The 15,949-nt window shown below is 43.3% G+C and carries 15 protein-coding genes; 2 read left to right on the top strand and 13 right to left on the bottom strand.

Annotated elements, in window-relative coordinates; translation table 11 throughout:
* Nucleotide 1: 1 nt before the first annotated feature.
* From IEY34_RS02780 to IEY34_RS02755, 6 genes are all read right to left on the bottom strand, one after another.
* The gene (locus IEY34_RS02780) at nt 2–649 is read right to left on the bottom strand and encodes an amino acid ABC transporter permease (RefSeq protein WP_189007253.1); all 648 of its coding nucleotides are present in this window, start codon (nt 647–649) and stop codon (nt 2–4) included.
* A gap of 84 nt (nt 650–733) precedes the next feature.
* On the bottom strand, nt 734–1,525 hold the full coding sequence (locus tag IEY34_RS02775; RefSeq protein WP_189007252.1) for a basic amino acid ABC transporter substrate-binding protein: 792 nt from the start codon (nt 1,523–1,525) through the stop codon (nt 734–736).
* Nucleotides 1,526–1,780: 255 nt separating this feature from the next.
* Nucleotides 1,781–2,083: a YunC family protein gene (locus IEY34_RS02770; protein ID WP_189007250.1), complete on the bottom strand. Its 303-nt coding sequence runs from the start codon at nt 2,081–2,083 to the stop codon at nt 1,781–1,783.
* Between the two features lie 104 nt (nt 2,084–2,187).
* Nucleotides 2,188–2,841 carry a CPBP family intramembrane glutamic endopeptidase gene (locus IEY34_RS02765; RefSeq protein ID WP_189007248.1) on the bottom strand — a complete coding sequence of 218 codons (654 nt, stop codon included), beginning with the start codon at nt 2,839–2,841 and terminating at the stop codon, nt 2,188–2,190.
* 15 nt (nt 2,842–2,856) lie between these two features.
* Nucleotides 2,857–3,216, bottom strand: coding sequence for a cyclic-phosphate processing receiver domain-containing protein (locus tag IEY34_RS02760; RefSeq protein ID WP_189007246.1), 360 nt, complete (start codon nt 3,214–3,216; stop codon nt 2,857–2,859).
* 211 nt (nt 3,217–3,427) lie between these two features.
* Nucleotides 3,428–4,996: a stalk domain-containing protein gene (locus IEY34_RS02755; protein ID WP_189007243.1), complete on the bottom strand. Its 1,569-nt coding sequence runs from the start codon at nt 4,994–4,996 to the stop codon at nt 3,428–3,430.
* 222 nt (nt 4,997–5,218) lie between these two features.
* Between IEY34_RS02755 and IEY34_RS02750 the strand changes: the two genes are divergently transcribed.
* On the top strand, nt 5,219–5,716 hold the full coding sequence (locus IEY34_RS02750; RefSeq protein ID WP_229757442.1) for a hypothetical protein: 498 nt from the start codon (nt 5,219–5,221) through the stop codon (nt 5,714–5,716).
* 43 nt (nt 5,717–5,759) lie between these two features.
* Here IEY34_RS02750 and IEY34_RS02745 read toward each other — a convergent pair whose 3' ends face one another.
* The 6 genes from IEY34_RS02745 to IEY34_RS02720 form a co-directional block, all read right to left on the bottom strand.
* Nucleotides 5,760–7,610 carry a sensor domain-containing protein gene (locus IEY34_RS02745; protein WP_229757441.1) on the bottom strand — a complete coding sequence of 617 codons (1,851 nt, stop codon included), beginning with the start codon at nt 7,608–7,610 and terminating at the stop codon, nt 5,760–5,762.
* A gap of 28 nt (nt 7,611–7,638) precedes the next feature.
* Nucleotides 7,639–9,483, bottom strand: a complete 1,845-nt coding sequence (locus IEY34_RS02740) for a PAS domain S-box protein (RefSeq protein WP_189007241.1) — start codon at nt 9,481–9,483, stop codon at nt 7,639–7,641.
* A gap of 127 nt (nt 9,484–9,610) precedes the next feature.
* Nucleotides 9,611–9,982, bottom strand: a complete 372-nt coding sequence (locus IEY34_RS02735; RefSeq protein ID WP_189007238.1) for a DUF423 domain-containing protein — start codon at nt 9,980–9,982, stop codon at nt 9,611–9,613.
* Entirely contained in the window at nt 9,979–10,281 is a 303-nt protein-coding gene (locus IEY34_RS02730; RefSeq protein ID WP_189007235.1) for a hypothetical protein, read from the bottom strand. The genes IEY34_RS02735 and IEY34_RS02730 overlap by 4 nt, the downstream gene beginning before the upstream one ends.
* Before the next feature lie 95 nt (nt 10,282–10,376).
* Entirely contained in the window at nt 10,377–11,297 is a 921-nt protein-coding gene (locus tag IEY34_RS02725) for an AEC family transporter (protein WP_189007232.1), read from the bottom strand.
* 49 nt (nt 11,298–11,346) lie between these two features.
* A complete protein-coding gene (locus tag IEY34_RS02720; RefSeq protein ID WP_308422975.1) occupies nt 11,347–11,787 on the bottom strand; it encodes a MarR family winged helix-turn-helix transcriptional regulator in 441 nt (146 codons plus the stop codon).
* Between the two features lie 201 nt (nt 11,788–11,988).
* Between IEY34_RS02720 and IEY34_RS02715 the strand changes: the two genes are divergently transcribed.
* Nucleotides 11,989–14,247, top strand: coding sequence for an AraC family transcriptional regulator (locus tag IEY34_RS02715; protein ID WP_229757439.1), 2,259 nt, complete (start codon nt 11,989–11,991; stop codon nt 14,245–14,247).
* Nucleotides 14,248–14,313: 66 nt separating this feature from the next.
* Here the strand turns inward: IEY34_RS02715 and IEY34_RS02710 are convergent, their stop codons facing one another.
* The gene (locus tag IEY34_RS02710) at nt 14,314–15,885 is read right to left on the bottom strand and encodes an extracellular solute-binding protein (protein ID WP_229757438.1); all 1,572 of its coding nucleotides are present in this window, start codon (nt 15,883–15,885) and stop codon (nt 14,314–14,316) included.
* Between the last annotated feature and the right edge of the window lie 64 nt (nt 15,886–15,949).

Raw genomic sequence — 15,949 nt, 5'->3', positions numbered from 1 at the left:
ACTACACTCTCCTTTCGATATAACTAAGCAGCTTGCTTAGCGAGTAAGTGAGAATGAAATAAATAAGCGCAGCCGTGAGATAAGGCTCCCACACTTTAAAATATTGGCTGCGCATGGCATTGGACCAATACATCAATTCCGGTGCGGCAATGACCGCGAACAAGGAAGAATCTTTGATCAACACGATGAACTCATTGCCAAAAGGAGGGATCATCCGCTTAATCGCTTGCGGTAGAATAACCGATTTCATCGTCTGGAAATGCGTCATGCCAAGAGAATGCGCCGCCTCCGTCTGCCCTTTGTCAATCGACTGAATGCCCGCCCGGAAAATTTCCGCCATATAGCCTGCTGAATTCAAAGATAAAGCAACAATAGAAGCAATGATTGCATTGGTCGTTCCTAAGAATAACGGGACAACGCCGAAGTGAACGAGCAAGATTTGAACAAGCAAGGGTGTACCGCGGAAAAAGTTAACATACATGCTCGCCGGCCAGCGCAAATAGCCGCGGGGCGACATTTTGCTTAAACCAACCGCAAGCCCCAATACCGAACCCATTAATATGGACAGTATGGAAATTCCTATCGTCCAAAGCGTGCCCTTCATCAACAACGGCAAGTAATCGAGAATGATATCGAACCGAAAATCCATCCTACACTTCCTTTCCTTGGTTATTATGCCAGTAACAGAACAACAGCATGCGTAAGGTTGAAGTCACGCATGCTGTTGACCTTATTATTTTTGTTCAAGTAATTTCTTCGTGTCTGGGTCTTGACCGAACCATTTTTTGTACACTTTCGTATAGGCACCGTTTTCGATCACCTTTTTAATGGCCGGATCAATCTTAGCTTTTAGCTCACTGCCTTTTGGCAGCAGAATACCATAGTATTCGGATTCAAAATTCGTAGGATCTGCAATCGAAACTAATTTCTTGTTCGGATTATTTTTAATATATTCACGAACGATTGCAATGTCCGCAACTACTGCGTCTACACCGTTGTTTTCAAGCTCCAGCAGCGCTAGCGTATTATTGTCCAGACGTTTCAACGATTTATTCGTTTCACCCAGGATTTTCGTCATCAGCGTATCCGCCGTTGTAGAAATTTGCACAGCCACTTTCTTGTCTTTCAAGTCAGTCGCGTTTTTGATCGGGCTGCCTTCTTTGACAAGAATCATGTTCTTCGATTCAAAATAAGGAATGGAATAATCATACGATTGCTTCCGCTCATCTGTAATGGAAACGCTGGAAATTCCGCCTTGATATTCCTTTCCTTGTTTCACACTCGTCAGCATCGTGTCCCAACCTGTGTTCGTCACATCGTAGGAAAGCCCTGCTTCCTTCATCACTTCCGCCAGAAAATCGATATCGAAACCGGTCATCTTGTCTTTATCCATATATTCCATTGGCGCATAGGCTGCATCTGTCGCAAATTTATACTTCGTGCCGCCACTATCCTTGGAGCCACAACCCGCTAATGTTGCCGCTAATCCGACAGCCAAAACAATCATCATTAATTTTTTCATCATATTTCCCCCCATGCTATGTATTGGACGAATCATATTTTAACACTTGGTCAATAAAATAACAACGCCCATCCCCCGTATTTTCGGCAGGAAAATGCAGGAAATTGCTCCGTCTGCGTATTTTTATGTATGTGCACAAAAAGCGAGGAGACTTTTGTCTGAATCACCCATGGTTACGGCACTATTAGCTCACCCAAAAACCAAAAACGCCGAGATCTCTGATCCCGACGTCATCCTATCCTATTCGCAAGCAACCCTCTACATCATTTTCAAAATAGCTTCTCTACCCGTCATACCGGCTACAATACCCAAATCCTCGGCCGTATAGGTTACCGATTCCAGCGGTGCATCCAGCAGCTCCTCAATCGTGCGGACACCTGTCGCTCTTGCTGCCACAATGTTTCTGTCTCGCAAGCGTTCATTGAGCAGCCCGACATCAAGAGCCCCGCACATGATATAGCCTTTATCCGTCGTTATGACCAGCAGTGTTGTTTTGGGCAGCTTTACCTCTATGGCAATGGCTGTATGTCCTTCAAGGAGAATGGGTTCTACGCGCATCATGCTCTGCACAGCTCCTCTTCGCAGTCTTACGGTAGTATATGCGCCCCCTGCTAGTTCGGTGTAAAAAAGGTTTGGGTTGGTCGTCCTTGGTCGGAATGCTCATATCATGTACCTAATTCAAACATAGCCATGAAGTCAAAGAATAAGTGTACTATAATAACAGGGACAATCCTCCTACTCTTCACGAAATATATGGAAAAAACAAAGAACATAATTCCTGCATACAAGGCAGGGATTAATCCCTGATATAGATGGTATGATGTTTGGATCAATGTACTTATTAATACTGAAACTTCTTCATTTTTAAGCAAATACTTTGCTTCAGTTATGGTGTATGCTCTAACAATTAGTTCTTCAAAAAATGGATTAATAATAATAAACAGCAAGTAGAAAATGGATACATTTGTTTTTATAAAATCAATATTTTTAGGTGTCTGACCAAAATTCGGAGAAATCGCAAGAGCAATTATTAATATCATATAGATTCCAAAAAAGAGAATGATTCCATGTAATAGATCAGTTTTCCGAAACTCAAAACCTATAGTTTTAAAATCTCTCTTCTGATTTTTCAAGACGAAGTAAAGTATTCCCAATGAAAATATTTCCCATATAATACTATAAATAAATTGAAAATCAGAACTACGCTCTGTAACGTTATCAGTTATAAAGAGATATATCGAGTTTAAGACAAGTGGAAATATTGAAATTATTAAAACTATTAATAATGAAAGTGTACGGATTTTGACATCAGATCTCACAACCGGACTCCTTTATTAACCACCAGAATACTTATTCTTTGTGATTGGATAATGATATATCTCGATTTCTCCACTTATAAACCCTCTTCGTTGAGCTGCAATAAGCGTCTCGTACATATTGTTTCTTCCTACTGGATTATCAGTGTGTAAGTAAATCTTATTTGCTTTTAATCCATGCTCACAAAAATATTTTACAAGATCATACCCGTTTGGAAGTTCTTTGCCTTCTTGATCTTCACCTAAATCATGATCCAACGTGAGAATATTGATTTCATTCGTCTCAATAATTTGAATTGCAGCCTCGTATGTACGAGCCAAAACAAATCCATCCGGACAATCACGAAGATCGTCTACATAAAGATTGATAGCCTGCATTTATGGCTCCTCCATTTCCATTTTTCATATACTCTCACACAGAACTACAATCCTTATTTGGATTACATCATCAGTCTACTTATCACTTCTTCTTTAATGCTTGCAGTTATCCCATACCTAAACTCAGTTTCTATGAGATGTGGCTCAAGGCCACCCAATAAAATTATACACAAAAAAAGACGCTCAGAGATCATTCTGAGCGCTTTTGTAACTATTGTGTAGAAGAATCCCCCATGCTAATATTCACAGTTCGGCTCTCCGAAATCCAGCTCACATTCGCTCCAAGTCCTTCGCTAATAACGCGAAGAGGTACCATAGAATAACCATTTACTAACAATGGAGCACCCTCGATTACAACGTTCTTACCATCAATACTAGCAGTCTTCTCATTAAGTCTAATTATAACTTCATGGACTTTAGGCTTCATAACCGAAGCTTTTATAGGCAAACTATTAGAGGTCCATTCGACCTTAGCCCCCAATGCTTCAGAAACAAATCGCAAAGGAACATAGGTCAAATTGGTAGCAGCATCTATGTAGGCCGGTGAACCATCTAAAGCAATCGTTTTTCCATTGACAACTACATTCAAAGTCGATGGTTGCTTCGCGTACTCAACGCCTGGAAGCTTTATTTCAATCGGAACTGAGCTTGAATTGAGTGTGCCATCACCTAATTGCCCAAAACGGTTGTCCCCCCAAGACCATAGTGTGCCATCTCTTTTGATAGCAGTGCTATGTTTTGCCCCTGCACCAATAGAAGCAATATCTATTAATCCTTCAACTTGTTTGGGAACATTAAAGATGCAAGCATCATCGGATCTTAATAATTCCTTACACCCCCAAGACCAAACAGACCCGTCTTGTTTCAATGCTAAATCTGTCTCATCTCCAACCGTAAGTTCAGAAACTCCTGATAGCCCAGCGACTTGAAAAGGAACATTCGTTTGTTTATTTTTTTTTTCAGCAATTCGATTCCCCCAGGCCCAGACGGTCCCATCTTTTTTCAAAGCAAGTTGATGCTGTGCGCTTGTTCCAGGTGCTAGTTTCACAATTTCCTTCAAGCCTGTAATTTGTTTGGGTGTGACACGACCTGTTCCTAAATTGGTTAGTCCATATTCAGGATCATTCCAGTTCCAAACCGTACCATCCTCCTTTACGAAGGTTATCCCCAAACTATTAGTGGCTGAAATATCAATTACATGATCTACACCTGCAAGAAGTTGAGGAGCAGCCCCTTTTCCAATTGCTTCTTTAAAGTTTGGTGCTAGGGGATAGACCCACTCTACCCAAACCTTCCCATCACTGGTCAAAGCAGCACTTAAACCATCCGCAACTGAAACTTTGGTAACGTTAGACATTAGCGGAATACGAAGAGGCATTTCCATGAAAGATCCATCAACTCCATCCTCATAATAACTCGTACCCCTTCCCCAAATCCAAACTGTGCCATCTTTTTTTACGGCCCAACCATAATGGGAGCCAAGAGAAATGTCTACAACGCTGTCTAACCCTGCTATTTTTTCCGGGTTGCCCGAGATGAGTGTTGCCTTTTCTTTGAATTGTTTGTATAATCCCCCCCAATACCAAATGTGGCCTTGATCATCTAATAAACCGTTTGATTGATGCCCGGAAGAGACCTTGATTGGTTTAGTTAAAGTTGAAGAAGAGTCCGGTTTATTCTCTGCTGCTTGCACAGGGGAAACTAACCAAGCAATAACCATAAGGATTCCTGCCAATACTGAAAATAGTGTATACTTCCCCTTATCATTTGAAACTTTCATCGATGCTTCATCCCTTCATTCTTTTGGTTATATTTCCATATTAGTTATACTTAAATTAAAGTAAAAAGTTTCCAAAATATACATAAAGAATCATATGACCAAACCCAAAACCACCCATCTCTCCAACAATTTTTCCGAAACCCTGCGAAAAGCAAGCTATATTTGGGTAGAATATCATGATATAGTTAGAATACGAGCATTTTTTTGCCGCAAGGAGGCCATATGAGTCAGGGAAAAATAAATACAAGTCCGAATGGACACTTGTTCACAGTTGAGATTCTGATTGAAGATGCCACGAATGGCCTTGCCATGGAAAAGCTGCTTCGTCTGCTGAACGTCGATACTGTGAAAGATTACAATATTGTTAAAGGCATCGAACTAGGCAAATTGATTGCATTAAACACCAAAAAAGAGAACGAGCCTCCGCCACATACAGGTAAAAAGGCAGTAGAAACACCAAAAACAGCCCCTGCAGCTGCCGCCAAAATAACGGCCAACCACGAAGCTGCTGAAGATATCATCAATCAGTTGGAAGGCTACAAAGCCAATAATACGTTGATTCGTTTGACGGTCATCAAAGCACAAGGGATTAAGCTCAACCTCCCCTGCCGGATCTTGAATTATGATAACAGCAATCAAAATGTAACGGTCTATCACGTGGATGAAAAAAAGGTGTATTTGTTCAAATTAAACGAAATCGACGATTATGTCGCTTTTTAATAAAGAAGAGGGTGTCCTTGAACGTTCAAGGAACACCCTCTTTTTATGCGGTAGTCATGCCATGTTTAAGCATATATTCGAGATCAGTTGCACTAACAGGAGGACTAAACCAGTAGCCTTGCACTTCATTGCAGCGGTTCTGATGCAAGAAGTTCAGCTGCTCTTCGGTCTCTACGCCTTCAGCAATCACTTTTAAGTTCAAGTGATGCGTCATGGCGATGATCGTAGCAACGATGGCCGCATCATTGGGATCTACCATGATGTCCCGCACGAAGGAGCGATCAATTTTGAGTTTATCGATCGGGAATTTCTTGAGGTAATAGAGCGAACTATAACCTGTTCCGAAATCATCAATGCTGACATTGACACCCAGCTCTTTGAGCTCCAGCAAGGATTGAATGGCGTGGTCAACATCCATGGTCATGCTTTCGGTGATTTCAAGCTCCAGATATTGCGGTTCCAGCCCCGTTTGTTCTAAAACATGACGAATTTTCCCTTTGAGATTATGTTGGAAAAACTGCCGCATAGACAAATTCACGGATATCGGCATCATCGGATAGCCCTCTTTTTGCCAAGCTTTGTTTTGCTTGCAGGCAGCTCGCAGCACCCATTCGCCGATCGGTACGATGAGTCCGGATTCTTCAGCAAAAGGAATGAACTGATTCGGTGAAACGAGGCCTCGCTCCGGATGGTTCCAACGAATCAAGGCTTCTACGCCGACGATACGGCCTGTTTCAATATCGACCTGCGGTTGATAGAATAAAATAAACTCATTCCCTGCAAGCGCTTTGCGCAGCTCATTTTCGAGCTTAAGCCGGTTAATGGAGACCGATTTCATATCGGTGTTGAAGATTTGGAAATCGTTGCGGCCTTTCTCCTTCGCTCTGGCTAAGGCGATATCCGCATATTTCATAAGCATATCCGCATCTTCTACATTCTCGGTATCCTCGGAGGAGATGGCGATTCCGATACTTGCTGTAATATGCAGCTCATATTGCTCAAGAAGAAACGGCTTTTCCAGTACCCGGTTGATTTCGGCAATAACGGCAATGGCATCATTCGGATTCGCAACGTTCGTATAGAAGAAGGCAAATTCATCGCCTTCCGTCCGGGCCAAGTAGTCATTCTCGGTAACAACTCGCGTGAAACGTTCAGCTAATTGGAGCAGCAGCATGTTGCCGTAATCATGCCCGAAACTGTCATTCACGAGTTTGAAGCCGTCAATGTCCAAATAGAAAACTGCGACCTTTTGCCCTAGCGGCTTGGTGACGCTTAGCCGTTCATTCAGGCGATCTCTGAACATCCGACGATTCGGCAGTCCCGTCATATCATCATAATAAGCCATATAGCGGACTTGCTCATCGCCGCGCTTACGTTCTGTGATATCCTGGCAAATCAATATATTCCCTTTGGCATTAGGCTTCAAATCAACAGGAACAGCTGTTACATTCAAATCAACACGATAGCCGCTTTTATGCAGCACAGCTGTTTCAAATGTAACAGGCATACCTGTTTTCACACGCTCCAACTGAATCCAGGTGGACTCACACTGCTCTTGTGTGACAAAGCTGATAAAAGGTTGATCCAGCAGTTCCGTCACGGCATATCCGAGAATCGTTTCTGCGGCCAAATTAATGCGGACGAATTTACCCTCTTGATCAAAAATACCGATCGCATTCGGATTGTGTTCAAATAAGGAATCGAGAACATTCAGATAAGCATGATCCTGTGGCATTCCATTTATGAATGTATGAGTACTTCCCCTTTTTCGCAACAGTACAAACAGCAGCAACAGGGAAGCAAGTACACAAATCCACGCAGCATACGGCTTTACGTAAAGGCTAACGAATATGACAAGTAACATATATCCGCCAATATAGAGCCGGTTTTTCACAAAAATTAGCCTCCTCTTACTGCTCACTCTAGGTGATAGGAAGCGTCACACTGACAACTGTTCCTTCTCCCACTTTGCTCTTCACGACGAATTGGCCATGATGATCTTCAATAATTTTGGATGATGTCATGATGCCAAGCCCGGTCCCTTTTTCCTTCGTTGTGTAGAAAGGTTCTCCAAGCCGGGCAAGTACTTCTTCCGTTATCCCTATTCCTCTGTCTTTGAGTATGACCCGTACGGCTTTCTCATCCGCCAAAAACAGGTGAATATCAATTTGTCCCCCATCAGGCATCGCTTCCATGGCATTTTTGATCAAATTAATAAATGATTGCTTCAACTGATTCTCTTCACAATGAATAAGCGGCAGCTGATGTTCCATGACAACGTCGAATTGAATATTGCTCATGATCGCCTGCGTTTCGAGCAGGGTAATGACACTTTGAATAATGCTTTCAAGACTCTTAGGCTGATAGCGCACCAATTGCGGCTTGGCCAAGACCAGCATTTCAGTAATAATTAATTCAATACGATTTAATTCAGCCATCATAATCTCATAATATTCTTTTTTGTTTGCAGCGCCTTGCTGCAGAAATTGCGTGAAGCCCTTGAGCGAGGTCAACGGATTGCGAATTTCATGCGCAACACCTGCGGCAATTTGACCCACAACCGATAGCTTCTCGGATCTGCGAAGCATTTCTTCCGTATGCTGCCGCTCCGCTATGTTTTTGAAGGTCAGAACAACACCGATAATTTGATTGTCATCATAAATAGGTGAAGTCATATATTCAACCGGGAATGAATCGCCATTTTTTTTGTAGAAAATCTCATTCGCATCACAATCATAGACGCCTTCGCGAATCGTGCGATACAAGGCTTCTCCCCCACTTGATTGGGTCAAAATATGATAAGGATTCTTCCCTAACATATCCTCATAGGTGTAGCCAGTCAACCGTTCGGCAGCCTGGTTCCAGAAGATTGTTCCTAAATGCTCGTCAATCCCGAAGATTCCATCGGAGACAGCATCTAGAATGAGTTGGTTTTTGTTATGCAACTCGTCAATTATGGCTTCATTCTGATTGCGTTTGGTTACATCCTTGGCAATGAGATAGATGCCATTGACATGTTCCTGATCCATTCTAGGTACAAATTTAATTTCAATCATCATCTTGTGACCATGTTTATGTAGAATCTGTGCTTCTGAACTGCCGGTGACACCTTGCTTCGCTTGCTCAAACAGCTCCTTGAGCTGTGGCAAATACGCCGGAACAATCAAAAAATGGATCGATTTCCCCTTGATTTCCTCTTCTGAATACCCAGAGATCGCTTCCACAGCAGGATTGGCCTCAACGAGATTTCCCAGCTCATCCAGCATAAAGATCATATCCGGATTATATGTAACGAGGGATTCATAGCAGCATTTACTCATCTCTAGCTTGCGTTCATAACGTTTCCGTTCAGAAATATCTTGAATTTGGATCATTAGACAAATCGGAGTAGCTTCATCATCGTGAACCAAGGAAACCGATAGACTGCCCCATATGACTGAACCGTCCTGATGAATAAAACGTTTTTCCACTTGAAATGATTGGCGCTCTTTAAGAAAGATTTGCTCCCAGTACTGAGCATCGACTTCCACATCATCCGTATAGAATAATGTCTGTACATTTACTCCGATCAACGCTTCCTTCGCATATCCGAATAACTGACATAACGATGAATTTACCATGTGCAGCTTGCCATCCAAATTGACAATGGACATTGCCATATCCGCACAATCAAATGAATGATGAAATAGCTCATGGCTTGAGAGTAGCTTAGATTCCGAAGTTCTTGGCTTACCCGATCCTGAATGGTTCCCCTTGAAATTAGCCATGCGCTACATCCTTTCAATTAAGGAAGAATGAGTATCCGTCGCTCAGTACTTTCTACACGATACGTGCTTTTTCCTGCTTAGAAGGCACAAATCGAAGAAAAAGAGTCGGATTGTCCCGACTCTTCTCTTATTGTTTGAACGCGGCAACGGCCAGTAAGACCCAGCCCACCAGAAAGCTCAGGCCGCCAAGCGGGGTAATAGGACCGAAAATTTTGAGACCTGTTATGCTCAAGGCATACAGGCTGCCCGAGAACAGGATAATACCGATAAAAATAGCCCAACCCGATGCCTGGACCAAAGAGCTGCTGTTCACTAGCTTATCCGACAGTAAAGCAATCAGGATCAGCGCGATCGCATGAATCATGTGATAATGAACACCGGTTTGGAATACGTCCAGCTGGTCCGGCGTCAGCTTTTGTTTCAACGAATGCGCGCCGAATGCACCTAGAGCAACTGAAAGAAAGGCATTCAGGCTGCCCAGCAATAAAAAAAGTTTCATTCGACTTCACCTATATCATGTTGACCAACAATCAATCGAACAGGTTCTATGTAGACTCGAGTTTCCGTTGGCTGTGTGATTAGATTGATCTCAATATCTACGACTTTACTGCGAACGGTTTTACCTTCTCTTTTATCATAGACGACATCGAATTGTTTAAGTCCTAGCTGGTAGATGACCACGGATGAGCCAATAGACAACGCATTGGATTCGAATACCCCATGTTCAAATAATACTTCGGATAAAATCTCTTCATTCATGTCTACGATGGTCACATACTGGCAGAATTGGTAACGCATTTGTAAATACCCCCTTAATTAGTAATAAACGATCATGTAATCTGTTCGCCGAAAATTGTCGAAACTCCTGCTAGTTTCAGGATTCCCCAGAATGTTCACATAAAACCTAACAAATAGATGACGACAGGGATGGTAAACATACTAAACAACGTGGAGGTAAACACAGCCTGGGAAGAAAACTCAGGTTCATTCTCATATTCAATGGCTAGAAGCACACTGCTCAGTGAGGTAGGCACCGCGCAGGAGAGGATCAATGCTTTGGCCGTAAGACCCTCGATCCCTAGTATCCAAACAACGAGAAAACCAAGCAGCGGTCCGGCAGCAAGCCTCAGAATGTTGGAAACAAGCACATTGGAGAAGTGAAATTCCCATTTCATGCCGCCGAGTTGAACCCCTAAAGTTAGAAGCGCCGTCGCCATGAAGGCATTGGAAATGTAATTCAAAGGAATATCAATGGATTGCGGGACAGGCAAATGAAAATAGCGCAGCAGAAGCGCAATGGGTATGGCATAAATCACGGGTAGGGACAGAATCGTACGCAGGGTCGCTTTCCAAGTTGATTTATGTGCGTTTAAGGTGTAGATGCCATAGGTGTTGGGGATCAGCGTCTGCATAATCATAATGACGATCTGAATCGATAACGTATACGCATTCCCGCCGAAAACGGTTTGATTGAGCGGCAAGGCATAGTTGGCGCTGTTGTAGAAAATCACACTGTTGCGCATGGCAATGCGCATGCCGCGGTGCATCTTTTTCAGCCGGATGTAGACCTCGATCAACGCGAAAAGAAGACTGAAGAAAAGCACAAAAAACAACAGTACCTGCATCAGCACATGTAAGTTCATTTCGGACTCATACAGCTTCACAAACACTAACGCAGGCGAGAATACATAAAAGTTAAGCTTGGAGAGCGTCTTAATGTCAATTTGAAAGGCACGGTACATCACCGCGCCAATGGCAATCATAATGCTGATGGGAACGATATTATTCACCAGGATATAGAAGAAATAATTCATTGCAGGTCCTCGCCTCTGATTATAAGTCTAGGCACGGAGGAATCACTCCTTATTTAAATGCGTTTACGCTGTTTAGGATGTTTTTCAACTGTTCATTGAAATTAAAGATTTCCTCCGGTGACAGTCCGCTGGAAGAAAGCAGCGCTTCCGGGATGCATAGCGCCTTCTCATACAGCGCAAGACCCGCTTCCGTAATTTGAATATTCACGACCCGTTCGTCCTGGGCCGATCTTTTTCTTTGCACCAACTGCTGCGCTTCCATCCGTTTAAGCATCGGCGTTAGCGTGCCAGAATCCAGATCCAGCTTCTCGCTCAGTTCTTTCACTGTACTTTCCTTTTGATCCCAAAGAACAAGCATGACCAAGTACTGCGGATACGTAATCCCAAGATCCTCAAGAACCGGACGGTACATTCGAGTGATCGCTCTTGAGCTGGCATATAAACTAAAGCACAGCTGATTTTCCAATTTTAAAAACTCACTGCTGCTCATCACATTCGTTTCCTTTCCCAGTCATATTGTGAACAATCGATTTGCTTCAAATGTATATAAAAAATCGCGCACTGTCAATCTGAATAGTTAGATATGTTCATACATGTTGGATGATTTCATCTTGTGCCTCTTTCTATTAGGGTGATATGGTAGTGATAATTGGAGTCACTGTATCCGTTAGTCCGTAGGGGAGGCACGCCTGTGAATGGTAAGCTTATGGGAGACAATCGCAATCTGTATATCAAGCTTCTGCTAAGTACAATTCTTTGTACGGTTCTTACACTTCTCGTATCCTCCACCATTTATTACGTCAATTATAGGACTATTAATTTGAACGAAGTGTATCAATCCGACTTGGAGAATTTAACTCAAACGAGCCGCGAAGTGATTTCCATGACGGAGAGCGCACAATCGCTTACATTCCAAATGTATCGAAACGGTAATATCAGCAAGCTTATGTTTTATGAAAATCCGGATATTTATGATACAACAGCGGCCATGAGAGAACTGAGCAATTATTTGAATTCTATGCCTTATATTGCTTCCATTTATGTCTACAACCCTAAAGCCCCCTATGTGTATATCGCAGCCAGTTCAGGGCAGAACGGATTAATGACCAAAGAAGAATTGGTGGACCAAGATATTTTGGAGATTCTACAGCATTTCCAAGAGTATAAACCTTTTGTGCCGATTCCACGGACCTATTTGAAGGATGCTTCTGGTTCGAAAAGAAGTAATATCTACACATATCTCTGCTATGATGCCATCGGAAATGACAATGAACTGAATTCTGCCATTATCGTCAATATCACAACCGATTGGATTAATAAAGATATCGGTAAATATCGAGGAACAGAGGCTAGCAACTCCTTTATCCTCGACAATAAAGGAAGAACGCTTAGCGGAGATCCACTCAATCCAAGCGTGACGCTAACCCCTGAATCAGCCATAACGCAACAAATCATGAGTACGAAGAACGCCGGCTACTTTATTGGCACGGTTGGAGGTATGAAATCCTTAATTTCATATACAGCTCCCGACTCACTTGAATGGCGGTACATTCGGTTTACACCTTACGAAATCATAACACGGAAGTTAAATGCGATCCGGACGACAACCATTTATATCGGAGTTTCTATTCTTGTTGTCGGTTTGTTCATCTCCTGGCTGCTATCTCGCAGGCTCTATATCCCCATCCATCGTATTGTCACTAAGATGAAATCATTAGAATCTGACAAACGCAACTCCTTGTTCACTTTAAAACAAGACATGCTGCGAAAGCTGCTCCAAGGCCATGAACCACTAACGGCAAAATGGATGCGGGATAAACGCAGCGAGCTCGGCATTTCCTTTGATTTCGGACATGATTATCGTATTATCTTGCTTCGAATCGATCGGTTTCAGCCCTTTTTACAAAAACATCTGGATGATCTTCATGTCTATAAATATGCAATTATGAACATTAGCTCCGAGATTGCCTCTCAAGCCTTTCAGGTGGAGACAGTCGACATGGGCGATGATCGTACGGTTTTGCTGATTAATGCCCACAATGTGCCCAGCGATGGGGATCAGAGCATGCTGCAAACCTTACTGAAACAAATTCAGAAAGCGGTTAACGAGTTGCTCAAAATCAGCTTGTCCATTACTTACAGTCCACAAAGTTCCCTGCCTCAGGACCTCGTACCGCTGTACCGTAAAATTGTCGAAGCTTCTGAACATCGCTTGTTCCTCGGAGCAGGCTGCTTGATCGCTTCGCAAGACCATCCGTACCCGGAAACCGACGATTATCTGTTTACCGTGGAGAAAGAGAAGAGATTAGTTGATGCATTGATGGCTGGTAAAGTTGCCGAAGCCAAGAAAATCTATGCTGTCATCATCGAAGAAACAAGGCCTTATCCCATCAGTGTGTTCCAGGCTACCTTATCACGCCTGACCATCACTTTGAGTGGTGTTCTGCATACCATTCTCAAGAACAATTCGCTCGACATACCCAGCTCTTTGCTGGTGTCCAGACAGGCCCTAGCGAAGCTGGAAACCATCGAAGAGATCGAAGCGGCTTTCTTTGAATCATTTGATGAAATCAAGAAGCGATTGGATGAAAAGCGGAGCATGAAACAGGACGATCTAATCCGCAAAATCAATGATATGATCGATCTGAATTGCGGTAATCCCAACTTATGCTTAAACTGGATCGCAGATATACTCGATATGTCCCCTATCTATATTAGTCGCGTATACAAGCAAAACACCCTGAATGCCATCGTCGATGTCATTAATACAATGCGAATGGACAGAGCCAAAGATCTGCTCAAACAATCCGGCCTTTCTGTTGCCGAGATTGCGGAGAAGATCGGGTATACGAATAGTTCCTACTTCTATCGAATGTTCAAGAAAAACTTTGGCGTGACACCAACCGACTTCAGGAAAGCAGAACTATTAGAACCTGGCAATCAATCCTAAGCCTAAGTTGAGCTTTAGACAACAAACAGCCGCCCTGCATACAATACTGCAGGGCGGCCTTTCTTCTTATTTGATGCCTTTTTCGTTGACATATTGGAGCCATTGTTTCTTATACTCCGCTTGCACTTTCTCAAGTCCTGCTTGCTTCGCTTTCTCCATGAACGTCTTGAGGCCTGCATCTACGTCGGCTACAAGACCCATTTGCAGCGGCCACAGGTACTGTTTCTCCACTTGCTCCAGAGCCGCTTTCTCCGCTTGGTAGGAGCTGTAATCCTCAGCAAAACCTGTGAAAATATCCGGCTTTTGAATTTTATCGAGCTCTTGGTAGATCGCTTTTACACCATCAAAGCTTTTCTCGAACAACATCAGATCGGGATTCCGCCATGCCCAGCTATTCATTGCCTCACGCGGGAAGCCATTCGAATTATTATCACCTATCATTTTATAATAGCCGTTATCCACTTCGAAGTTTTTCCCTTGAATGCCGTAAGAGGTAAGCCAGTTGTAGGTTTTGTCAGTCACCATTTTTTCATAGAATTCCAATGCACGTTCTGCGTTCTTACTGCTCTTAGGAATAGCAAATCCGTTATGAATCGGATGCACAGGCTGTGCGTATCCTTTGGCAACCGGGAATGGGAAGTAGTCGAGATTCCAGTCCGGATGCGTTGATTTCATTTTATTCAAGGAATCATTGAATCTGGCCGGGTTGTCCCCGAACTCACTCGCCGCTTTCCCGCTAACAAGCTGATCCCATGTCGAATCTTTCACATTCAGCACATTTTTCGGAATAAAGCCTTTGTCCATCCAGCGTTTGGCAATTTTGATATCGCCCAGATGCTCGTCAGACCCCCAATATGAATACACTTCAGCCGGCTTGTTGTAATTAATGCCCACCCCATATAGCGGCGCTCCCACGCTGTTATGAACGACATCCCTGAGGCCATTCACAATCAGATTGCCGTCACCTCCGCTTGCAAAGGGCAGCACATTTGGCTCATTTTTCTTGATCCCATCCATATAAGCCTCGAAGGTTTCAACTGAGTTCGGCTTAGGTAAATTATACTTCACGCGCAAATCCTCGCGCCAAACGAAACCGTTGGTCACATATTCTTTAAACGTCGCCGGAACTGTATAAATTTTGCCGTCCACCTTGACCGCTTCCCACATATCCTTAGGTACATATTTATTCAGGGTTGGAGCTGCTTTGGGCAGTATATCATCCAGCGGCAGGAAAGCCCCCTTCTTCGCGTAGGACTGATACTGCGTCCAATCGGCCGTGAAGATTAAATCCACTTGCTGACCGGATGATAGCAGCAGCTTATATTTCTGGTCCCAGTCAGTCCATGTTGTGTAATTGAATTTAACCGTTGTATTCAAATCTTTGGAAGCCAGTTTATTCACTTCATCCTGAATGATCTGCAAATCCTTGGGAGCGTTGCCGAGCATGTAGAACTGAAGCTCAACTTTGTCTCTCTTAGGCGCTTCAGCCTTCACTGTTGCCGCTGGTGCAGCCGCACTCGCAGCAGGCGCTGCTGTCTCTTTCTTAGGTTCCGGGGTGCTGCTGCAACCTGTTAGCGCGGTGACGAATAAAGCTCCGGAGAGCCAAACAGAGAATCGGGTTGTCCTGATCATTTTCATGTGAATCCTCCCTTTTATGGTTTACATCTATGTCAGCCGCGAAGGTTCTTTTCATTGCCCCTTC

Origin of the sequence: Paenibacillus marchantiophytorum (assembly GCF_014640555.1) — a bacterium.
GTDB lineage: Bacteria > Bacillota > Bacilli > Paenibacillales > NBRC-103111 > Paenibacillus_E > Paenibacillus_E marchantiophytorum.
Note: the sequence above shows the minus strand (reverse complement) of the source record. Positions and strands in the feature narration are given on the sequence as shown.

Coding starts and splice junctions, on each gene's coding strand:
- IEY34_RS02780 (WP_189007253.1), bottom strand. CDS start 649: ATGGATTTTCGGTTCGATATCATTCTCGATTACTTGCCGTTGTTGATG.
- IEY34_RS02775 (WP_189007252.1), bottom strand. CDS start 1,525: ATGATGAAAAAATTAATGATGATTGTTTTGGCTGTCGGATTAGCGGCA.
- IEY34_RS02770 (WP_189007250.1), bottom strand. CDS start 2,083: ATGATGCGCGTAGAACCCATTCTCCTTGAAGGACATACAGCCATTGCC.
- IEY34_RS02760 (WP_189007246.1), bottom strand. CDS start 3,216: ATGCAGGCTATCAATCTTTATGTAGACGATCTTCGTGATTGTCCGGAT.
- IEY34_RS02755 (WP_189007243.1), bottom strand. CDS start 4,996: ATGAAAGTTTCAAATGATAAGGGGAAGTATACACTATTTTCAGTATTG.
- IEY34_RS02750 (WP_229757442.1), top strand. CDS start 5,219: ATGAGTCAGGGAAAAATAAATACAAGTCCGAATGGACACTTGTTCACA.
- IEY34_RS02740 (WP_189007241.1), bottom strand. CDS start 9,483: ATGGCTAATTTCAAGGGGAACCATTCAGGATCGGGTAAGCCAAGAACT.
- IEY34_RS02735 (WP_189007238.1), bottom strand. CDS start 9,982: ATGAAACTTTTTTTATTGCTGGGCAGCCTGAATGCCTTTCTTTCAGTT.
- IEY34_RS02730 (WP_189007235.1), bottom strand. CDS start 10,281: ATGCGTTACCAATTCTGCCAGTATGTGACCATCGTAGACATGAATGAA.
- IEY34_RS02725 (WP_189007232.1), bottom strand. CDS start 11,297: ATGAATTATTTCTTCTATATCCTGGTGAATAATATCGTTCCCATCAGC.
- IEY34_RS02720 (WP_308422975.1), bottom strand. CDS start 11,787: ATGAGCAGCAGTGAGTTTTTAAAATTGGAAAATCAGCTGTGCTTTAGT.
- IEY34_RS02710 (WP_229757438.1), bottom strand. CDS start 15,885: ATGAAAATGATCAGGACAACCCGATTCTCTGTTTGGCTCTCCGGAGCT.